This window comes from Armatimonadota bacterium, assembly GCA_016125185.1.
In the GTDB taxonomy this organism is placed as follows: domain Bacteria; phylum Armatimonadota; class Fimbriimonadia; order Fimbriimonadales; family Fimbriimonadaceae; genus Fimbriimonas.
Genome location: WGMG01000004.1, coordinates 198,762 through 218,481, shown reverse-complemented (window position 1 = coordinate 218,481; position 19,720 = coordinate 198,762). Strand labels below are relative to the sequence as shown.

Sequence of the window (19,720 nt, the reverse complement as noted above, 5' to 3'; positions counted from 1 at the left end):
TGGCGACGATTAAGGTTTATTGGCGGACCATGTGTAGCGTTCCGGAGAGCTTCTGTGAGCGAGGTCCGGCCGTCATGGTCAGTTCGAACTTGCGGTCAATTCTCACTGGGACTCCGATTTCGCGGTCGATTACCGAGGTCTGATCACACATTTCTTTCAAGGAGACCTCCATCTTTGTGCCGTTGGCATCTCCAACGATGTGGAGGTCCAAGTGGTTAAGACTATGAATCGTTCCCTGCTTGGCTTCGATCTTCATGAGCGTATTCGATCGGTCTCCTGTCCCTTGGAAGGTCACCGTACTACCCGTAAAGACGGACGCAAGGTACTCCTTGCCGAACGCAGGGACGTCCAGCGTGTCCTTCCATTCCTGGTCTAACTTGACGGCTTCGGGCGAGAACCGAACTCCAAATCGCCCATTGAGGAAAGCTTCGGATCTCTCGCCCATTTCGCTCCCTTTGTCCTTGGCTGTGAAGCTCTCTACGAACTGGGTTTCCAAGGAAGAGTTGACCTTGTAGATGTCTTGGGGTTCGGACTTCTCTTCGCCCTGTGGCGTCTTGGTCACGAGGTTGTACTGCATGGTGTACCACCCGTCCTTGACTTCGGTCGCCTTGAAAACGCCCCACAGCTTCATCGAATCGGGGATTTGCGGCTTTCCGTTTTCATCTTCCATCGTAAGTATTCGGTACCGATTTTCGGCTGAAACTTGAACTGAACGGCGTCCTGCGCGAGAGATAAGCCAGCCACCAGCGTAGAGATCATGCCACCACTGTACCAGGGGATACCTTCGCTCGATTAGGTATGAGGATGCTGAGAAATGGGCAACCGACGAGTCAAGGATTAGCGCGGACCTTTGGCCCGCCACTATTTTCTTCGGCTTCCTGGGGCGATGCCCCAGGCTAGTTTAGTGCGGGCCGTTGGCCCTCAGGAAATCTTACAGGAGCAGGAAGCGTTGAGGGGAAGCCCTTCTCTTTTGCGAACTGTTTTGTCTCACCAACTTATCACTTCCCGATCCAAATCTCGCAAAATTGGAAACTTACTCAACCTTTCGCACCCGTATTCCCTCCATACCCATTGGAGAACCATGGATCTCGAAACTTGCGAAGAACTGGACAAGCTGAGAAATCGAGATGCTGCGGCGCTTAACAACTGGGTGCATCGAAACTACGACGACATCTATCGCTTATTACGCCATCTGACTCGGCAGACAGAGACCGCTGAGGACCTCGCCCAGCAGACATTTCTCAAAGCCATCCAGGCGCTCCCAAGCTACCGCGGTGAGGCGAGCCACAAAACGTGGCTGTCGCGCATCGCGTTTCGAGAATACATCGCGTGGCGGCGAAAACGACGCTTATTCCTCCCGCTAGAGGCCCTGCATCCCAAGTTGGATCGCAACTTCAGCGCGGTGGACGACGGCGAAGTCCTGCTGTCCGCTCTCCATCAGCTGCCATCGGCGCTTCGCGAGGCGTTTTTGCTGTACGAAGTTCAGCAAATGTCGATCGAAGAGATCGCAGAGGTGACGGCCTCACCGGTCGGTACCGTAAAATCTCGTCTGCATCACGCACGATCGAGACTGCAGTCGATGCTTGGCAGCACCTACCAGGAGATTCGTTATGAGTGCCGATAACAACCACTTCATGAATCGAGAAATCCGAGCGCTCCAACAAGAGGAGCCGAGACCGGACGCGAAAGCGGAAACGATCTTGGCGCTCTTGAAGGAAAAAAGAGAAACCAAAATGAGTGTCCTCAGAAAAGTATCCGTGCCAACTCTCGTCTCGATCGCCGCTATCGCCGGCGTGTTCTTTGTCGCCCAGCCGAAGGTCGTGGCCGCCACGCCCGAGCGGGTCATCAAGGCGATTCAAGACATCAAAAATTACACCATTAATTCGTTCGTCGTCACCAACGGCGAGCGCCACCTGCAATCCAAGACCACGGTCCACGATAAGGAGCGAAAGACGGTCTACTATGACGCCTCGGGCAAAGAGGTCGATGCCCCGGCCGGTCAAGCGTTCATGATGATGCACGATTCGCCGATGGGGATGGGCATGAAGATGGATGGCGGCGGCAACCTGATCTGGATGTCGAAGGACGACATCAACGACATGAAGTCGAAGTTCGACATGAAGATCGAAGAGGGTCAGGCCCCGAAGGGTTCGGTTCGAGTCGAGGTTACGAAGGGACCGGACGGTAACGAAGTCAAACATTACTTCATCGATGGCAAGGAAGTCGATAAGCTTCCCGCCGACGTTCAGGCGAAGGTCGATTCGATGAAGCCGGGCGAGGGCGGAAACGTCCGTGTCGAAGTCCGCAAAGGGGCTGACGGCAAGGAAGATAAGCACGTCTTCGTCGACGGAAAAGAGGTCCACGGTAAGTCGGTCACCCTCGGTGGCAAAGGAACCGTTCGCGTTGAAGTCACCAAAGATGCCAGCGGCAAAGAGGTGAAGCACTATTACGTGGATGGAAAGGAAGTCCCCAAGCTCCCCGACGATATGGCCGGACACATCAAGATGCTTGGCGGCAATGGAAACGGCAAAGTGGATTCGATCGTGGTCATGAACGATGCCGAAATTCGGGAGCCTGGCAAGTCCGCCGATGTCAACGTCGCCAAGTCCATGGCGGTGATGTCGGGCAAGGACGGCAAGCCGATGATCGTGCAATCCGGCCAGACTTCAGCCGATTATCTGGTCAACCTGCTGAAGGACACGGACAAGTGGACCATCGAGCGGGGCGTGACCTACAAGGGACAGAAGCTGGACAAGTTCACGCTGAAGGGCCCGATCAGCCCGATCGTGCTGTACGTTGATCCGGCGACGGCTCTGCCAAAGGTTCTGCAGTTCGGATCTCCGCTTCAGGAAGATTCCACGATCGAAGACGTTTACGAGTATTCGATCCAGCCGTAAGGCTCATTTCGGCGGCTCGCTCCTTTCAGGGGCGGGTCGCCGTTTCGTTTTCTGGAGCAAGGAACCGTCGGAACAGTTCGATGTGCTGAGCGGGCATCGCTTGCTTCTCTGATTCGGTGAGTTCGCTCCAGTGGGCGACACCCCAGCGGTCCAGGGATTCCAATAGGCTCATGGTGGAATCCACGAGCAAAGATTGGGGAAGGTCGGTGCGGACCACGCCAACTTCTTGCCCGCGGACAAGCACAATATCGACCCACTTTCGCGCCGCTTGGAAAATTCGACCGGTAGCGGAGCCTTCTTTGGGGTCGTTCCGAAGGCGATAGAACATGCCGCCAAACTTCACCAGCCAGGCGTTCCGTTCGATCACGGCGAGGGCTCTTCGATAGATCTTCTCAAATTCAGACCAATAGTTTTCGGCGGTCAAGGAGTTGGGATCGAAGCCGCCGACTTCCTTCAAGACCACGGAAAGGGTTCGTTCGATGAGGGTCGTGAATAGATCGGCTTTGTCATCGAAATAGTAATACAGCGAGCTCTTACTCATGCCGGATTTCTCAAGAATCCGGTTCAGCGATGCGGCATCGTAGCCCTTGGCGGCAAACTCCTCGGAGGCGCTTTCGAAGAGCCTACGCTGGCGTTCGGCATCCAGGTTTTCTAGGCGGCGGCGACTCATCGCCTTGACTATGACGGATTGAGCCGTCATAATTCAACTACTGGTGTGTACCAGTAGTACATACTATTGGTACACAAGGAGAATCTATGAAGATCGCAATCAGCGGAGCAGGAATCGCCGGACCAACGCTGGCCCATTGGCTTCTTCGGGCTGGGCACCAGCCCACCCTTATTGAACATTCGCCGACGCTTCGGACGGGTGGGTATGTGGTCGATTTTTGGGGCGTGGGCTATACGATTGCGGAGCGGATGGGGATTCTGCCCAAGGTTCGCGAGGCTGGCTATCTCATCCACGAGCTTCGATGCGTCGACGAGGACTCGCGACGCCTGGGCGGGTTCATGATGGACACCCTCAATATCGACAATGGTCGGTACATCACGATTTCGCGGAGCCAACTGGCAGCGCTGATCTACGAATCAATTGCGGGCGAGGTTCGGACGATCTTCGGGGATAGCATCGCCTCGCTGGAGGAGCATGAGACAGGCGTTCGGGTTGGCCTAGCGAGCGGCGTGGAGCGAGAGTTCGACCTCGTAATTGGGGCTGACGGCCTGCATTCCAACGTGCGAAAACTGGTCTTTGGTCCGGAGGAGCCGTTCGAAAAGGATCTTGGGTACCGCGTGGCGGCATTCGAGGTCAACGGATACAAGCCTCGCGATGAACTGATCTACATTATCCATGCCTCCACGTCGCACCAGATTGCGCGCTTTGCCGTCCACGAGAATCGAACCCTGTTCCTCTTCGTTTTTCGGGCCGAATTGGCCCCCGATGCGGACCCACGCACGCAGGAGGAAATCCGGTCGGTGCTCCATTCGGTTTTTGGCGATATGAAGTGGGAGGTGCCACAGATTCTGCAGGAGCTGGATTCGGCGGGGGACATCTACTACGACCGAGTGAGTCAGATTCGGATGGACACCTGGCACAAGGGGCGAGTGATGCTGATCGGCGATGCGGCAGCAGCGGTGTCGTTGTTGGCAGGGGAAGGCACCGGCCTTGCGATGGCGGAGGCTTACACCTTGGCGGGAGAACTTGGCCTCGCAGGCGACGACTACGTAAAGGCCTTTGACGAGTACGAGAATATGCTGCGGCCGTTCATCGTCGAAAAGCAAGAATGGGCGGTGAGCTTTGCTTCAACCTTCGTGCCGGATTCGGAGTTCGGCCTCTGGATGCGCAACCAGTCGATGAAGCTGATGAACCTGCCGGGCATCGGCCGACTGATGCTGGGACGGATGATGCACGACAACTTCGAGTTGAAGGACTACTTTCCCGCGTAAAAAAGAGGCCGCCTACTGAAGGCGGCCAAAGGATAAGGTTTTGTTCTTTTGGGTTTCTCTGTTTGGGCTCGAGGGGGCAGTCTCGAACCGGTTTGGGCGGTATGAAATTGTGAGGTTGGCGGCCCGGGGGCAACGGGGCCGCCGATTCTTAGGGTTTCTTTGTTTTTGGGTGGCTCGGGAGGGCAATCGCGAGCCAAAGGGCACTATTCAGTTTTGAGGTTGGCGGCCCCGGGGCAAGGAGCCGCCGATTCTTAGGGTTTCTTTGATTTTTCGGTCCGGGAGGGCAATCGCGAACCGTTGGGCTATTTTTAGTTTTTGGAGGGTTGGCGAGCCCCAGTGGGCAACCAGAGACTCGCCGAGATTGTGTGCTTAGGCCTTCTTGCGTCGTCGAGCGAGGACGAGCAGACCCATTCCGAGAGCAGCGAACGACGCCGGTTCTGGAACCGCATTGAAGTTGTCCCAATAGATGTCGTAGTCGCGACCAGCGGTCGTGTTGTAACCCTGGAGAATGGTGCTTCCGATCGAGGTCGAGCCGTTGGCGCTGACCGAGGTGGTTGCATCACCGACCGAGTAGACGAAGTTGCCACCCGTCAGCGTGATATTGAGCGTGTACCAGGAGTCGTAGGCGAAACCAGTGGGGAGACCCATGCTGACCCAGCCATTGGCATCGTTCCAACCGCGGAATCGGGGACCGCTTCCGTCGGTGTCGGTGTTGCTGGAAAACTCGATGATCGGGTAGTCCGAGATCGCATTGGTGTTATCCCGAGCGACGCCCCAGAATCCCGCTTCTCGCTGACCGTCGGTCTGCCAAGAACTCGGAACGAAGAGGTCGATGGACATCTGCGTGACATTCGCGTTGAGGTCGTACGAACGGCCCTGCGTGTTGTAGAACGAGGAGACGTAGGACGACGGTCGATTGTTGGCGCCGTCAGCGCTGGAGATCGACTGCTTCAGACGATTATCGCCCATGAAGCTGACCGGCGAGGTGAAGCCAGACGGAGCATATCGATCCGTGTACCACACGCCAGCGCCTTGGGTGCTACTCAAAGTAACGGGGGCATCAAAGTTGAAGCTTTGTGCGTTTGCAACGGCTCCAAGCGCCATTGCAAGTACTCCCACAGTAATAGTTTTGTTACAAGCCATTTCAATTTCCCGTCCAAGTGCAATCACCTGGACAAGAAAAATACTAGCATGGTTTATTTACTAATTGATATTAATACCTGAAAACCCTGTAATTGTACTAACTGGCATATTTATCGGATTGCCAGATGATTTTACCAGGTAATACCTGTAGATATTACGAGCCAACTTTGAACTTAGATTAGGGATAAATACTAGGAAATCGCTCGCTGATATTGATTATTTGTGGAATGCGAGCATCAGACAGAATAAACCTGCGGGCTGAGCTAGTACATATCCCAGGAGGATCAACCACTTGTTATCCGCGTCAAATTCGACTATTGCGTAATAAAGAACGTAAATAGGAACGAACAAGCACAGCAGTCCCTTCCACAGTTCGTCATCGAATGCATCCATCAGGATGGTCACCCAACAACCCAGTCCAGCGATCCCCAGGACCGCTCCCAATATCCCCAAGAAAATACCCATCGAATTACTTTACAGCATTCTTACGAGGTTAGTTTCATCCTTTGCTAAGTGGTAACTTTTGCGGTTCTCGGTCGTCTTTACCGACAGATGATCGTTGCCGGGCTCCTGTTGACCAGTCTACAATTGAAAGAAAACTTCGACCCGATCAAGGAGTCGACACTCCGCAAAGACGAGTTGATGCGCCTGGTGAAGCTGGGTGGGAAGGCGGACTACGGCAAGTATCGCAACATCCTGATCCTGAAAAGCGACCACACGGTCATCGACAAGGCTTGGAACAAGACTTACACGATGAAGCTGAACGCCAATCAGTGGGACGACTATCAGACCAACCTACAGTACTTCCCGGACAACTGGCCGGTGCTGGCAGGCTACAAGAAGGCGAAGAAAGCCGACCTGCGGCCCGACCGTACCGAGTTCTATCTGCAGGTGCGATACAAGGGAAAGATCAAGAAGTGGAAGAGCGTGGGCATCGAAGAGCCGTGGCCATTTCCGCTCTTCGATACCACCGACGTGTGGGAATATCTGATGAAGAATCCCAACTAGCTTCCGACCATCTTGAGCGCCTCGGTGAGGCGGGTTCGGTCGTCACCAGTCGCAGTCTCCAACAGTTTATTGAGGGCCATTGTGTGGGCTTCTTTCAGGCCGTTTTGCGGGTCGCATTTGACGTCGGGGGTAACGCCAACGCCTTCCCAATTCGTCTTCGTGATCGGGTTTTGAGCCATGCCGCCGGGGATGAAGGCCATGAAGTGGTCGGTGAGACGGACGTTACCACCCGGATTTGCGCCACCCCAGGTGTTCTCGCCGATGATGGTCGCCCGCTTTTGGGTCTGAAGGTCGTATGCAAACTCTTCGGCACCAGAGCCAGTGCGCTTGCTGACGAGCACGTAGATCGGCTTAGTGTACACCGAGCCCTTGGCCTTGCCGGTTCGGTACTCCTGTCGCCGAGTCTTGTCACCCTCGCGGAAGAGAATGTCGTTGATATGGGTCGGCTTGTCGAAGAGGTAGCTACAGATATTCTTGACCGTTTCGGGGTCGCCGCCGCCGTTGTCGCGGATATCGAAGATGAGGGCGTCGGTGTCTTGTACGAACTGCATCGAGGCCTGAATGGCGCGGGCGGCCTTTTGGGGGTCCATGAATCCGCGGAAGTGGATGTAGCCGACATTACCGTTGAGGCGCTTCACCTCTTCGAAACCGTAGTTGACCTGGCGCTCGAACTTTTCTTGAGCGTCCAGTTCGCTTTTGGAAGGTTCGGTGGCGTCCTTCCGCACGGGTAGGACCGAGTCGCTGTACCGAATGCGGAAGTGGGCGTCTCGGCAGATGGCGTTGGCATCGGCGGCGAGTTTGGCGGCGAACTCTTTGCCGTCGGAAAGGGAGTCGTATGCGCCGCTGGCGAGGTTGGCTTTGATCGTTTTGGCGACCTCCTCGGCTTTGGTTTTGACGACGTACCGCTCGATCATGACTTTGGAAAGGCTATCGATGACCTCTTTGCGGTCGTTGGCGGTGATTTGGGCAAATACCGAACTCGACAGGGCGAGGAGAAAAATGGGGATATAAGCGCGTCGGATCATGTTGACAGTCACTACGGCTAGTGGGCCGGGTTTGGTTTCCACAGTCCACCTCCATACCTATTGAGAGGGCGCAGGCGGAAAAGGTTGAGTTAAACTTGGGGCATGCTCGTACCCCTTCTTCTCTCCGCGGTTGTTTTGAACGATGGCTATCGGTTAGTGTTTTCCGATGAGTTCGACAAGCCGGGGCGAGTGGATGGGACAAAGTGGACGTACGAGATGGGGTTCGTGCGCAACCGCGAGTTGCAGTGGTACCAGCGGAGCAACGTATTTGTGGAAAACGGGCTCTGCGTGATCCAGGGTCGGCACGAACAGCGACCCAACCCTTCGTATGATCCCTCGATTTCGGGCAAGCCGCAAGGTGCGGCGTCCAGGCCACAGGAAGATTGGCGACGGTCGCGGCAGTACGCCGAATACACGTCGGGGGCGATCGAGACGCGCGGCCTTTACTCGTGGCTGTACGGTCGGTTCGAGATTCGGGCTCGGATTATTCCTCACGATGGTCTCTGGCCGGCGATCTGGTTTGTAGGCGACACACATCCGTGGCCGAGCAACGGGGAGATCGACCTGATGGAGTATTACCAGCAGAAGCTTCACGCGAATACGGCGTACGGCGAGGGCGGCGGCAAATGGGACGCGGTCGCGGTACCGATGAAAGAGTTTTACACCCAAGATAAGGATTGGGCTTTGAAATTCCACGTTTGGCGCATGGATTGGGATGCGCACTGGATTCGACTGTACGTCGATGACCGGCTGATGAATGAGACGGACATCTCGAACACGCGCAACAAGGACGGGTTCAATCCGTTCCACCAGAAGCAACACATGATTTTGAACCTGGCGATCGGGAGCACGGGCGGCGATCCAAGCAAGGAGCCATTCCCTTCGCGGTTTGAAATCGACTATGTGCGGGTGTATCAGAAGCCATGACGGAAGGCAATTGGCGAGGCTTCGAGACGAGCTTTGCCGGTCCGCCCAAGGCCGAAGCCGCTTATAAGATCGACATCGACGACGAGACCATCAAGGTCTCATTCATGTCACCGTTGCCCGCTTTTTACGACACTCCTTATGAGCCATCCGAATTCATTGAAGGCCTTTGGCGGTGGGATTGCGGCGAGTTTTGGCTGTTCAACCCGGCTACGGGAAGGTATTTGGAATTCAACTTATCGCCGACCGGAGCGAAGTGGGCCTGCGTCTTTGTGTCGCCGAGGGTACGAGCCGACAACACTCCTCCTCCCAAGACTCGGACCGAAGCCTGGCCGGGTCCAAATGGCTGGGTCGCCACGATCTCGATTCGACATGAGGAGATCCAGCGATGCTTGGGGCCGTCCGATGGCTTGCGAGCCAATGCCACGATCATCCTCGGCGGCTGTCCTGACGAGGACCCTCCTCTCGAGAACCTTCACTCGGCGGTTCCTCTGGGGGCGGTCGACTTCCATCGTCCGCAGGACTGGGTGCCGCTCACCAAGCTTATCTAGGCAACGTTCATCACTATCACCATCCTCTAAAGATATAGAGGATGGTGATGATGTTGTCTTCGTTAGGGTTTGTATCATCATAAATTCCACTTGTCTAGGGGAATATGAATCGATGACCAAGGGTTTGCATGGTTTTCCGACATTTTGGGAGTGCGATCACCTGTGATCGCTTTTCTCTGCGAAGCCTGCTTCGCTGTCATTGCGCGAGACAGGTCTCGCGGGTCAAAAGCTCCGACAGGTCGGAGCACTCCCAAAGTAGGTTAATTAGCCTTCGAATCGAATCTGCACTGATCGCTTGTGCGCGTCCAGACCTTCGGCGTCGGAAACATGTTCGACGATCGGCTTTAGCTCGGCCAGACCGTCTTTGCTCAGCCGCTGATATTGGATCGTCTTGATGAACGTTTCCGGCGAGACGGCGGAGGCGTAGCGCGTTGCCGTGCCAGTGGGTAGAGTGTGGTTCGTGCCGGTTGCGTAGTCGCCCGCCGCGATGGGCGAGTCTCCACCCAAGAAGCAGGAGCCGGCATTGCGGACCTGGGCAAAGAAACCATCGGGATCGGCGGTCTGAATCTCTAAGTGCTCGGGCGCGTATTCGTTCACCAGGTCGATCAACGCATCGTCCGAATCGACGACGATGAGCGCGGAAAACTGACTGAGCGATTTGGCCAAATAGCCTTGCCGGTCGAGTCCGACCAACTGCCGCTCGATAGCGGTCTTGACCGCTTCGGCGAACGCCATCGAAGTGGTGGCGAGTACCCCGGCTGAGTCCGATCCATGCTCGCATTGAGCCAGGATATCGGCGGCGACGTACTCGGGCTTGGCGAGTTCATCGGCTACGATCATGGCCTCGCTGGGGCCAGCGATCATGTCGATGCCGACCTGGCCAGAGACGGCCAGCTTGGCCGCTTGCACCCAGGGGTTGCCCGGTCCAGCGATGACGTCGACGGGCTGAATGGTTTCGGTTCCATACGCCAGCGCAGCGATGGCGGCGATGCCGCCGACTCGGTAGATTTCGTCGGCCCCAGCCTCGGTGGCGGCGACCAAAATCGCGGTCTCACTGACCTCGTTCGTGGGTGGGAAACAGACGACGGTGCGGGGCACTCCCGCCGACCGGGCCGCGACAGTCAGGATCTGTGCGACGGTCGGCAGGGGCGCCTTCCCAGCAGGCACATACAGACCCGCCGAAGCGACCGGCAACCGACGATAGCCCGCCACTACGCCGGGTGCTTGCTCGATTTCGAACCGACTGGGCAGATTGGCGGCGTAGGCTTCATGAAATTTGCGCGATAGCTCAACCTGATGTCGGATGCTCAGCAGAAGATCGCCGTCGATGGTGTCGTAGGCGTGTTCGCGGTCAAGGTCGGTGACTCGGAAGTTGTGCACTCCGAACTCGGCTACCGCGAACTTTCCGATCCGACCGTCACGCTGGTCGAAGTGCCGAATGTAGTCGAGAATGGCTTGGTCGCCCCGGGTTTGGACTTGACCAATCCAGTGGCGAACATCGCCCTCAATCTGAGCGAAGGACGCCTGGGCCCGGCGCAAGACGCGCGTCTTGGTGGCGTCGTCGGCCTGGCTCCATCGGATCAGCGGAATCATGATTTCTTGTCTCCCGGTCGGCGGGTGACCTTTCGCGCTCGCATGTCCAATTCGGCGGCAACATCGCTAAGGGGAATGCCCTCTTTGGTGAGCTTCGCGAGCGTAAAGTACAACACATCGGCGGCCTCCTTAGTGATATGATCGCGGTCGGTCGCTTCGGTTAGCTCCTTGGCTTCTTCGGTGATCTTGGCGTTCAGCAGGTCGTCGTCGGAGAATAGACGGTTGGTGTAGGAGCCCGGCGTCGCCGTGCGCTTACGGGCGACCATGGTTTCTTCCAGCTTCGTCAGTCCTGCCGCGTCGCCCCAACAGGTCGTGGTGTTGAGGTGGCAGAAGCCGGCTCCGCCCTGCCGAACCGTAAAGCGGATGGCATCGCGGTCACAATCGAGGTCCACGCGCAGAAGTTCTTGGACGGCACCCGACGTCTCGCCTTTGCGCCAAATCTGCTGTCGCGAGCGGGACCAATAGATGCCCCTCTGCTCTTTGAAGGCGAGTTGGATTGACTCCAGCGACGACCACGCGAGGCCGAGGGCGACGCCGTGTTCGTTGCAGACGACGGTGGCCCACGGACCCTGCGGGACGCGCCGGATTAGAGGCGCGATGACCGCATCTGGATAGGCCATTTTGCGCGAGTAGAGGGCCATACCGACCTGCACATCGATCCCCAACGCGTCGAGTTCGGCAATCTCTTCCGTTTTGGCGACGCCGCCGGCGACGGTGAGCTTAACGTCGCCGCAGAGATTCTTGAGCCGTCGCGATCGCTCGATGTCGATGGAGTTCATGCGACCTTCGAGCTCGACAAAGGTGACCAAAAAGCCGCCAACGTAGGGCTTCAGCTCCTCGATTTTGTCTTCGATTTTCGCCTTGGTATTGGTGGCCCAGCCATCGACGACGACCTCGTCGTGCTTGGTATCGAGTGCGGCGATGACCCGCTCTCGCGGGAGTTGGGAGAGCAGTTCTGGCGTGGCTTTGGTGCCGATGATGACCTGGGTTGCGCCGGCGTCGAGATAGAAAAGGGCGTCTTCGACACTTCGGATTCCGCCGCCGACCCGGCATCGTCGACCTTTCAGGAGTGAGACGATGGTCTCGCGGTTCGAGCCGGTGTTCATGGCGGCATCGAGGTCGATCACGGCGATTTCGGAGGCGAGGCCAAACTCGTTGGCCCAGTTTTGCGGGTCGCCACCGTCGATGGCAAAGTCCTTACCGCCGATCAGTTGGACGGCTTTGCCGCTTTGGAGGTCGATGGACGGGATAATCACAGCCGCACCTCGACGCCTGCTTGTCGTAGTTCTTGCTTCACTTTTCCGATGGTGGTGGTTTGATAGTGGAACATCGATGCCGCCAGCACCGCATCGGCTCCGGCTTCGAACGCGCGCACAAGGTCTTGGGTCACTTTGGCTCCGCCCGACGCAATGACCGGTATTTGAACTGCGTCGGTGACAGCCAACAGCAGTTCCAGGTCGTAGCCAAGCTGGGTTCCGTCACGGTCGAAACTGGTGAGCAGAATTTCGCCCGCGCCGAGGTCTTCGACCTTCTTTGCCCAGTCGATGGTATCGAGCGGCTGGGGTTCGGTGCCGGACTTAGTGAGCACCATCCACTGCTTTCCGAAGCGTTTGGTGTCGATCGCGACGACGGTGCATTGGGCCCCAAACGCCTTGCTGGCTTCGGCCACCAGGTTGGGATTTACGACCGCGGCGGAGTTCATCGAAACCTTGTCTGCCCCAGAATGGAGGAGCTTTTCGATGTCCTCGACGGTGCGGACGCCGCCACCAACGGTGAGGGGAATAGAGAGCTCGGCGCGGACTTCTTTCACGGTCTGCATCTGGATGTCTCGGCCGCCGACGGTTGCGCCGACGTCAAGGACGACGAGTTCATCGGCGCCTTCCAGTTCGTAGCGGGCGGCTAGTTCGCTCGGCGATCCGGCGTCGGTGAGGCCCTGGAATTGGATGCCTTTGACCACGCGGCCGTCTTTGCAGTCGAGGCAGGGGATGATTCGCTTGGTTACCATCGCACGCCCTCCAGCCACTTCTTCAGCAGTTCCCTTCCGTATGAGCTCGATATCTCGGGGTGGAATTGGGCGGCGACCACGCTCCCACGCCGGATGGCGGCGACGAATTCCCCTCCGTGGTCGCAGGTGGCGACCTCCCAGCCCGCCGGAGCCTTATCGAGCCGATACGAATTGGCGAAGTAGGCGTAGCCCGAACCGAAGAACGGGGATGACGACTCGACCAGATTCCAGCCGAAGTGCGGCACCCGCACGCCTTGAGCAAAGCGGCGAATCGGGGCTTTGAGGATGCCCAGACCCGCGACGCCAGGCGTTTCTTCGCTGGATTCGCACAATAACTGCATGCCAAGGCAGACGGCCAGGGTGGCCTTGCCCGACTCGATTCGGAGCCGGAGCGCGCGCGTGAATCCGAGGTCGTCGAGGGCCTTCATTCCGGCCCCAAAAGCGCCGACACCCGGGAGGATGACGGCGGGGTTCTCGAAAACTTCATCGGCGGTTTGGGCGAACGCGCATTCGTAGCCGAGCTTGGAGAAAGCGGACTGGACGGAGGCGATGTTGGCGACACCCGTGTTGATGATGGTGATAGTTTTACTCATTACAACCACCCGTTCTGCCAAGGCAAGGTTTTGCGCCCCTCACCCGGTTCGCAAGCTCACCGACCTCTCCATCCGGAGAGGTATCTTTGTGCGCCGCTATTGATTGCTTGCTACTAATTGGCAAGGGAGAATCATTTAGCCGATTCGCTGATCTCGTCATGGAATCACGTTGGAGAGGGTCGAGACGACGATGTCGGTGCCGCCTTTCTGCTTGATGATAGGGATCAGGGTTGGCAGTTCCGACTTTTGCACCGCTGCCTTCACCACGTAGCCCGCGTCCCCATGCAGGGCTGCGATGGTGGGTTGGCGCATGCACGGCAGAATCGAGGCGACGGCTTCCAAGTCTTCTTTACTGACGTTCACTTCGACCATCACCCGTGTTCGCGCATTCATCACCGAGCGCAAAATCAGCACAAAGTCCTCGATCTTCGCACGTTTATCGGGGTCGTCCATCGCCTGCTTGCTGGCAAAGACGCGCGTCGAGGAGCGAAGGAGGGTTTCGATGATGTAGAGCTTGGAGGCTTCGAGGGTCGCGCCGCTGGACGTGTTGTCGACAATGCAGTCGGCGTCTTCGGGCGGAAAGGCCTCGGTGGTGCCGTACGAGCGGATGACCTTGGCATCCCAGCCTTTGGCCCGCACCCACTCCTCGGCGATCTTCACATATTCGGTGGCGACGATCAGTTGGCGTCCCTTGTAGGATTCAGCATCGGGAAACCCAGCGGGCGCGGCGGCCACGATTCGCACGCCGTCCATGCCGGTATCGAGGAGTTCCACCACGTCGGCGTTCAGTTCCTTCACCCAGTCGGCTCCGGCAAAGCCCACATCACGGCGACCGATGTCCAGCATCTCGACGATGTTCTGGGTCTTGAGGATCTTTGCCTCGAATCCGTCGAGCGAGATCGCTGGTCGATAGGAGCGCGGCCCGCCATGAATCTCGACCCCGGCGTCATTGAGGAGCTTGAAGACGTTACTTTGAATCCGTCCGGTGGGGAGTGCGAGTTTTACGAGAGCTGACATAGGCTTTTTGGGGTTTTGGGGAGAGGGGCGCCGACGGTGGCGCGGGACATCAGAGACAACGGAACATCACGGCGCTTGATTAAGCGTGGTGATGGTGGCTATGATGATGATGTCGGAAGAAACCGGTCATCGGAGATTTAAGTATTGCATTTTAGGGGTTCGCCGACGCAACCCGGGGGTTTAGACAGTGAGCCAGAAAGGATTTTCGGAATCGGAACGGGGCGGCGCGACCGCCTCTGACCGCTTCGGAATTTGGCTTGTTTTCGGATTGTTGGTTGTCACCAGTCTAAGTTTCTTTTTCAAGTTTGTTGTCCCTTTCGGAATTTCCCTTTCTCTCCTCTTCCTTGGAATCGCAAATCTTGGGCTCCGGCGATTTCGGGAGAACATGGCCCTCGCAAAGCAGTCGTTCGGGGCCGTAGGAGATGGGGTTCAGTTTTGTGCTCCCACAACCCTCGGTTGGCTCGCGGCCGGTGACGGTTGGGTCGCCGAATCGACGAGCGAATATGGAGTGCAGCGAGTCAAGGTGGACGAGGTTGAAGTTCAGATGGGAGTATCCTCGCAGATTGAATCGGACTCGAATGATCTTCCCGAACGGTTGCGGAGCAGTTTTCCCAAACGACCATGGCTGTACGTCAGCGTCCCTACCGATCCGAGTCGAAGCATCTTGGCTTTCCTCCGAAAGAGATCGGAGGCCCAACTCTGGTTTGATCACCTCGTCAAAGGGACGCCACTACCAAAGCAGAATTCCCCAACTTGGTGGCAGACCTTTACAAAGGCCGAGGGTCCGAAATGGTTCTTTCTGATCATCGACCTGCTGGTGGTATTTTCATTATTCGCGTTCGCGTTCAGTCATCCGCAATTCAACGACGCTGCATTCGTCATGTTCTTCGTTGCCCCGATGCTGATCGCGAGTGTCACAACCATCAAAGCTCAGTCGTTGCTGGCAGTCCAACGATTATGGGTTTGGTTGGCAGGAGGCGATGCGGGCACAGACGGTCGGCTTCCTTTCCCCATCGTCGGCGAGACCTTTTTTCATCTCAATGATGCTCCGCATAGTCCCAGATTCGAACGGCTTTCCTTGCAAAAGATTCGCAACCCAAAAGTCGAACGACAATTCCGCGATTTCACGACGAAGGATCTTTTCAAGTTGTTCAAGAAGCAGGAGACCGGATGGTCGACCCTCAAGTTTGAGATCGAAGACGAGCCAGGCCGAATCCGGTCCTATCCAATCGAAAACGATCGAGTCGACGAAGTGATGTCGCGATTGCAAGAGGCGAAGGCGTGACCCGGCGGGTTCCCCTCCAGCGGCCGGGCGGGAAGTTGCCTTCTAAGCAGGAGCGGTGGTGGCAGATCGTGGAACCGCTTGGCCGAGCGGTCGCACTGATCCTGGTTCCGATCGCCACTTTCTTCGACCATCGAATCGGCGGCCTCGTCGTGCTCTCGCCAGCGTTTCTGGGATTTATCATTTCACTGACCTTGATGCTGATCATCCCCCTTCGGCGCGAGTTCCAGAGTCGGTCAAGGTACACGGATCAGTTAAGCGAATTCGGAGAGCCGATCGTGCATGTCGCACCGACCGTCGATGGATGGGTCGCGTTGGGAGAAGACTGGATTGGGGTGACGTCCTTCCCAACAACGCGTCGAAACCTGAAGTTCGGCGAGATCGACAACGTCTACTTTGGCGGGCCGCGTGGCCGGTGGGATCAAGTGAAAAAGTCACCTAATGCAACCCTGCCCAAACAGGCGATCGACGCCAATACAAAGCTCACCTGGGTGCTCTTGCTTCACGAAGCCGATCCGTCGAAGAGCGTCCTCTTGGTTTTTCGAACCGAATGGGAGCAAAAGACGTGGCTTGAGATTTGCCAGTCAGCGATGGAGCGAGGTCGGCCAGCTCTGCGGGTGAAGACGAGACCGCAGCCATCGCCCCGGCAGGTTCTGAGCAAAACCCGATTCTGGCCGGTCTTGGTCAGCGGACTCGTCTTCACCCTCGCGTTCATCGTCTGCATGTTGATCACCGACGTCCACTTGAAGGAACGCTCCGTTCAAATCGTCATAAATTTTCTTTTCTTCAGTGCGATATTACAGTTTTGGTCGCCAATGGTCGCCGTTTCGAGCATTCCCTTGACCCAAGCCTTCGAGGTCGCCCTGGAAAACCAATCTTCCAAGCCGATTCTTGGACCGATCTGCCTCGTCGGAGACAAGCTCTACCTGCGAACTCCGGTTGACTCGCGTGATTGGGCCGAATCCATTCCGCTTACCGACATCGCTGAAGTGCGATTGGAGGATTGGGGGCATTTTTGGAGTTACGACGACATCTTCGATTTGCTTCGTCGCAAAGATAATCCCCTGCGAAAGGTCATCCGCCTAGTTTTGCGACGAGCGACGGATTCGGAGCGGGAGGTCATGCTTCCGACCGCTACGGCCGAGGATCTTTTTCACGACCTGCGCGAGCGAATCTCGCCAGAAAGAAGTCCCGCGTAGGCGAACCGGCCTAGTTCTTGCTCGTACACTACACCTATGGTCTCGCTTGTTTTGGCTTTGGCGCTTGCCCCGCCCGTCCTGAAGGTTGCCTGCGTCGGCGACTCGATCACCTTTGGCTATGGCCTTCCTGAGCCGGTTCGGGCGAAATCCAGCTACCCGGCAGCGTTGGGCTTTCGGTTGGGCGGCGGATATGAGGTCGAGAACTTTGGCCACACGGGCGCGACGCTGATGAACCTCGACTGGCTCCCGCCGATCATGAAGACCGATGAGTACAAGAAATCGCTGGAATTCCAGCCGAATATCGTGCTCATCATGGGTGGCACCAACGATGGCGCCCCGCGCAACTGGGAGCACGCCAGCCAGCTTCCCACCGACCTGGACAAGATGGTGAAGAGCTACCATGACCTGCCCAGCCACCCCAAGATTTATATCCTGATTCCGCCGCGCTTGCTCCCCAAAGCCGAGGGCGGTCTGATCGGCAATGACACGCAGTGCGACAACGTCAACCGCTTGCTCCCGCCGATCCTCCGAGCCTTCGCAACCAAGCAAGGCCTTCCGGTCATCGACGCGCGACAAGTGATCACGACCCGCGACTGCTACACGCCGGACGGCATCCATCTGACCGAGAAGGGGTGCGGGAAACTCGCCAACCAGGTGGCTTTCGTGCTTTTGAAGAAGAAAAAGCAGGCGTAACGCGCGTATCCTATGGGCATGAAGCTCTTTTCGTCGATCGCTCTCGTCCTCGTGGCTGGCCTCAGCGTGGCCGCTCCGACCGCTAAAGAATTGCTAGCCAAGGCTTCGGCCGATGCGCGCAAAAGCGGTAAGAATGTGCTCGTAATCTTCCATGCATCTTGGTGTGGCTGGTGCCACAAGCTGGACGACTTTTTGGAGAAGACCGACGAAGGCAAGATGGTGACAAACGGCCTGGAAGTGGTTCATTTCACGGTTCTGGAAGACCCGAAGCATAAGGCCGACGAGAACCAGGGCGCCATCGAGCTGATGAACAAATGGGGAAGCGAAAAGGCGGGCCTGCCGTTCATGGTGATCATTGATGCCAAGACGGGCAAGCCGGTCATCAACTCGTTTGCCAAGGAGGGCGACACCTCGAGCAACACCGGCTACCCGGCTCAACCGGCTGAGGTCGCGCACTTTATGAAGATGCTCGAGGTTGGCGCGAAGAAAATCAACAAGACTAACCGCGAAAAGATCGGGGCATGGCTAAAGGCGAACGCGCCTGGCTAGTTAGTTTGGAGTTGGGAGAATGGATTCTCCCAACTCCAAACTACATCGCTTCTTCGCTGAACTTCAGGTGGATTCCCCGCCGCTGGATTTCGTCAACGAAACGGGTGCCCTTCATCGCCATTTCGTACCGGAGAGCCCCGGTCGGCATTTGTCCATTTGCGACATCCACTGCATAGGTCGCCAGTGAGAAGCCAGTCAGTCGCTCCATCGCCGTGAAGCCGGTGTCTTCGCACTGTTTGTCGAGGACGTCGATCTGGAGTTTCACCTTCTTCCCTGCTCGGGTACCGATGCCGACGGCGCGCACCGCGCATTGGTCGACGTCTTTGATCTTGCCAAGCTCCTCGCCGAATACACGGCACCAAACGTCCTTCGGCCGCACCTTGACGCCGCGAACTTCCACCTCATCCTCCCGCCACAATCCGAAATCCTTGTACAGTCGCATGGCGTAACAGTGGCCTGGGAAGCGGATGGTTTTGTATTCGTAGTTCTGTACGCGACCCTGCATGGAGTACGGCGCCATGCTGGTTCCACCCGACGTGACGAACGCCTCCATTTCGCCGAGTCCCTCGACATCGAGCTTCTCCAATTCGGTCAGGGTAGGGACCATCTGAATCTGTCCGGCCCGCAAAACGACCGCGCTGTAGTCATATTCAGTGACCAATCCTTCCACGTTAAAGGTCAGTTTGTAGTTCAGCGGCGGCACCGGATGCTGGGGTAGCACGCCGCAATATAGCTTAATCGTCTCGCACTCGTCGAGGTTCTCCACCAGCCACATGCCGAGGCTATTGACAAACCCGGGCGCGAGTCCGCAATCGGGGATCAGGGTTATGCCTGCGGCCTTCGCAACTTCGTCTTTGGCCAACGTTTCGCGGGTGACCTCGGTGTTACCACCTAGGTCCAGCATGTGAGTATTCGTAGCGATTGCTACGTCGGCGATTTTCGGATGCATCCAATACGGAACGCAACTGAGAAGCACATCAGCATCTGCTAATAGGGCCGATAGAGAATCGGCATCGAGCGCGTTTGCGGTCGTTGGTTGACAGAGGTTGGTTCCGAGCAGATCATTGACTCGATTCGCCGACTTCTTGGCTTGGTCGAGGCTCGCGTCGGCCAACGTGATCGAACCGGGGTCGGCATGTTTCGCGAGGTCGTATGCAGCGGCAGTGCCCTGCATTCCAGCGCCGAGAATGACGTAACGTGACTTCATAGGGGACTTCCAACAACGCCTTTGTAGTTGGTAACAAAGGAAGCTTTCCTCTACCATTATCCTGATAAATCTGCTACCTTGCTGTTAAGTCCC

The 19,720-nt window shown here is 57.0% G+C and carries 20 protein-coding genes; 10 read left to right on the top strand and 10 right to left on the bottom strand.

Going from position 1 to position 19,720, the window contains the following annotated elements:
• Positions 1-16 precede the first annotated feature (16 nt).
• Positions 17-670, bottom strand: coding sequence for a hypothetical protein (locus GC165_06505; GenBank protein MBI1332513.1), 654 nt, complete (start codon positions 668-670; stop codon positions 17-19).
• A gap of 216 nt (positions 671-886) precedes the next feature.
• On the opposite strand from GC165_06505, the gene GC165_06500 reads away from it, so the two are divergent.
• Together GC165_06500 and GC165_06495 are read left to right on the top strand one after the other, a co-directional pair.
• Complete coding sequence (locus GC165_06500) at positions 887-1,624, top strand: sigma-70 family RNA polymerase sigma factor (protein MBI1332512.1); 738 nt, start codon at positions 887-889, stop codon at positions 1,622-1,624.
• On the top strand, positions 1,611-2,897 hold the full coding sequence (locus tag GC165_06495; protein ID MBI1332511.1) for a hypothetical protein: 1,287 nt from the start codon (positions 1,611-1,613) through the stop codon (positions 2,895-2,897). Before GC165_06500 ends, GC165_06495 begins: the two co-directional genes overlap by 14 nt.
• 25 nt (positions 2,898-2,922) lie before the next feature.
• Here the strand turns inward: GC165_06495 and GC165_06490 are convergent, their stop codons facing one another.
• Entirely contained in the window at positions 2,923-3,597 is a 675-nt protein-coding gene (locus GC165_06490; protein ID MBI1332510.1) for a TetR family transcriptional regulator, read from the bottom strand.
• Positions 3,598-3,653: 56 nt separating this feature from the next.
• Between GC165_06490 and GC165_06485 the strand changes: the two genes are divergently transcribed.
• Positions 3,654-4,838 carry an FAD-binding domain gene (locus GC165_06485; GenBank protein ID MBI1332509.1) on the top strand — a complete coding sequence of 395 codons (1,185 nt, stop codon included), beginning with the start codon at positions 3,654-3,656 and terminating at the stop codon, positions 4,836-4,838.
• Positions 4,839-5,207: 369 nt separating this feature from the next.
• Here the strand turns inward: GC165_06485 and GC165_06480 are convergent, their stop codons facing one another.
• Positions 5,208-5,981 carry a PEP-CTERM sorting domain-containing protein gene (locus GC165_06480; GenBank protein ID MBI1332508.1) on the bottom strand — a complete coding sequence of 258 codons (774 nt, stop codon included), beginning with the start codon at positions 5,979-5,981 and terminating at the stop codon, positions 5,208-5,210.
• A 513-nt stretch (positions 5,982-6,494) separates the two neighbouring features.
• Between GC165_06480 and GC165_06475 the strand changes: the two genes are divergently transcribed.
• Positions 6,495-6,989 carry a hypothetical protein gene (locus GC165_06475; protein MBI1332507.1) on the top strand — a complete coding sequence of 165 codons (495 nt, stop codon included), beginning with the start codon at positions 6,495-6,497 and terminating at the stop codon, positions 6,987-6,989.
• On the opposite strand, the gene GC165_06470 is transcribed toward GC165_06475, so the two are convergent.
• On the bottom strand, positions 6,986-8,056 hold the full coding sequence (locus GC165_06470; GenBank protein MBI1332506.1) for a peptidase: 1,071 nt from the start codon (positions 8,054-8,056) through the stop codon (positions 6,986-6,988). The genes GC165_06475 and GC165_06470 overlap by 4 nt on opposite strands.
• Positions 8,057-8,116: 60 nt before the next feature.
• Between GC165_06470 and GC165_06465 the strand changes: the two genes are divergently transcribed.
• Both GC165_06465 and GC165_06460 read left to right on the top strand, forming a co-directional pair.
• Complete coding sequence (locus GC165_06465; protein MBI1332505.1) at positions 8,117-8,941, top strand: family 16 glycosylhydrolase; 825 nt, start codon at positions 8,117-8,119, stop codon at positions 8,939-8,941.
• Positions 8,938-9,489: a hypothetical protein gene (locus GC165_06460; GenBank protein MBI1332504.1), complete on the top strand. Its 552-nt coding sequence runs from the start codon at positions 8,938-8,940 to the stop codon at positions 9,487-9,489. The genes GC165_06465 and GC165_06460 overlap by 4 nt, the downstream gene beginning before the upstream one ends.
• A 264-nt stretch (positions 9,490-9,753) precedes the next feature.
• On the opposite strand, the gene hisD is transcribed toward GC165_06460, so the two are convergent.
• The 5 genes from hisD to hisG form a co-directional block, all read right to left on the bottom strand.
• Complete coding sequence (gene hisD, locus GC165_06455; protein MBI1332503.1) at positions 9,754-11,082, bottom strand: histidinol dehydrogenase; 1,329 nt, start codon at positions 11,080-11,082, stop codon at positions 9,754-9,756.
• A complete protein-coding gene (gene hisE, locus GC165_06450; protein MBI1332502.1) occupies positions 11,079-12,338 on the bottom strand; it encodes a phosphoribosyl-ATP diphosphatase in 1,260 nt (419 codons plus the stop codon). Before hisE ends, hisD begins: the two co-directional genes overlap by 4 nt.
• Entirely contained in the window at positions 12,335-13,087 is a 753-nt protein-coding gene (hisF, locus tag GC165_06445; GenBank protein MBI1332501.1) for an imidazole glycerol phosphate synthase subunit HisF, read from the bottom strand. Before hisF ends, hisE begins: the two co-directional genes overlap by 4 nt.
• A complete protein-coding gene (hisH, locus tag GC165_06440) occupies positions 13,081-13,680 on the bottom strand; it encodes an imidazole glycerol phosphate synthase subunit HisH (GenBank protein ID MBI1332500.1) in 600 nt (199 codons plus the stop codon). The genes hisF and hisH overlap by 7 nt, the downstream gene beginning before the upstream one ends.
• A gap of 156 nt (positions 13,681-13,836) precedes the next feature.
• Positions 13,837-14,697, bottom strand: a complete 861-nt coding sequence (gene hisG / locus GC165_06435) for an ATP phosphoribosyltransferase (protein MBI1332499.1) — start codon at positions 14,695-14,697, stop codon at positions 13,837-13,839.
• Positions 14,698-15,082: 385 nt separating this feature from the next.
• On the opposite strand from hisG, the gene GC165_06430 reads away from it, so the two are divergent.
• Genes GC165_06430 through GC165_06415 form a run of 4 tightly spaced genes read left to right on the top strand, consistent with a single transcriptional unit; the run spans position 15,083 to position 18,420 of the window.
• Positions 15,083-15,982, top strand: coding sequence for a hypothetical protein (locus tag GC165_06430; GenBank protein ID MBI1332498.1), 900 nt, complete (start codon positions 15,083-15,085; stop codon positions 15,980-15,982).
• Positions 15,979-17,178 (top strand): hypothetical protein, encoded by a 1,200-nt coding sequence (locus tag GC165_06425; GenBank protein ID MBI1332497.1) that lies wholly within the window; start codon positions 15,979-15,981, stop codon positions 17,176-17,178. The genes GC165_06430 and GC165_06425 overlap by 4 nt, the downstream gene beginning before the upstream one ends.
• 36 nt (positions 17,179-17,214) lie before the next feature.
• Complete coding sequence (locus GC165_06420) at positions 17,215-17,871, top strand: hypothetical protein (GenBank protein MBI1332496.1); 657 nt, start codon at positions 17,215-17,217, stop codon at positions 17,869-17,871.
• Positions 17,872-17,883: 12 nt separating this feature from the next.
• Entirely contained in the window at positions 17,884-18,420 is a 537-nt protein-coding gene (locus tag GC165_06415; protein MBI1332495.1) for a thioredoxin fold domain-containing protein, read from the top strand.
• Positions 18,421-18,460: 40 nt separating this feature from the next.
• On the opposite strand, the gene GC165_06410 is transcribed toward GC165_06415, so the two are convergent.
• Positions 18,461-19,684 carry a hypothetical protein gene (locus GC165_06410; protein ID MBI1332494.1) on the bottom strand — a complete coding sequence of 408 codons (1,224 nt, stop codon included), beginning with the start codon at positions 19,682-19,684 and terminating at the stop codon, positions 18,461-18,463.
• Between the last annotated feature and the right edge of the window lie 36 nt (positions 19,685-19,720).

What these genes read in the sequence shown, in the direction of transcription:
- GC165_06430 (MBI1332498.1), top strand. Translation starts at nt 15,083, where the DNA reads ATGGCCCTCGCAAAGCAGTCGTTCGGGGCCGTAGGAGATGGGGTTCAG.
- GC165_06460 (MBI1332504.1), top strand. Translation starts at nt 8,938, where the DNA reads ATGACGGAAGGCAATTGGCGAGGCTTCGAGACGAGCTTTGCCGGTCCG.
- GC165_06480 (MBI1332508.1), bottom strand. Translation starts at nt 5,981, where the DNA reads ATGGCTTGTAACAAAACTATTACTGTGGGAGTACTTGCAATGGCGCTT.
- hisF (MBI1332501.1), bottom strand. Translation starts at nt 13,087, where the DNA reads ATGGTAACCAAGCGAATCATCCCCTGCCTCGACTGCAAAGACGGCCGC.
- GC165_06420 (MBI1332496.1), top strand. Translation starts at nt 17,215, where the DNA reads ATGGTCTCGCTTGTTTTGGCTTTGGCGCTTGCCCCGCCCGTCCTGAAG.
- GC165_06465 (MBI1332505.1), top strand. Translation starts at nt 8,117, where the DNA reads ATGCTCGTACCCCTTCTTCTCTCCGCGGTTGTTTTGAACGATGGCTAT.
- GC165_06505 (MBI1332513.1), bottom strand. Translation starts at nt 670, where the DNA reads ATGGAAGATGAAAACGGAAAGCCGCAAATCCCCGATTCGATGAAGCTG.
- hisD (MBI1332503.1), bottom strand. Translation starts at nt 11,082, where the DNA reads ATGATTCCGCTGATCCGATGGAGCCAGGCCGACGACGCCACCAAGACG.
- GC165_06410 (MBI1332494.1), bottom strand. Translation starts at nt 19,684, where the DNA reads ATGGTAGAGGAAAGCTTCCTTTGTTACCAACTACAAAGGCGTTGTTGG.
- GC165_06495 (MBI1332511.1), top strand. Translation starts at nt 1,611, where the DNA reads ATGAGTGCCGATAACAACCACTTCATGAATCGAGAAATCCGAGCGCTC.
- GC165_06415 (MBI1332495.1), top strand. Translation starts at nt 17,884, where the DNA reads ATGGGCATGAAGCTCTTTTCGTCGATCGCTCTCGTCCTCGTGGCTGGC.
- hisH (MBI1332500.1), bottom strand. Translation starts at nt 13,680, where the DNA reads ATGAGTAAAACTATCACCATCATCAACACGGGTGTCGCCAACATCGCC.
- GC165_06490 (MBI1332510.1), bottom strand. Translation starts at nt 3,597, where the DNA reads ATGACGGCTCAATCCGTCATAGTCAAGGCGATGAGTCGCCGCCGCCTA.
- hisG (MBI1332499.1), bottom strand. Translation starts at nt 14,697, where the DNA reads ATGTCAGCTCTCGTAAAACTCGCACTCCCCACCGGACGGATTCAAAGT.
- GC165_06485 (MBI1332509.1), top strand. Translation starts at nt 3,654, where the DNA reads ATGAAGATCGCAATCAGCGGAGCAGGAATCGCCGGACCAACGCTGGCC.
- GC165_06500 (MBI1332512.1), top strand. Translation starts at nt 887, where the DNA reads ATGCCCCAGGCTAGTTTAGTGCGGGCCGTTGGCCCTCAGGAAATCTTA.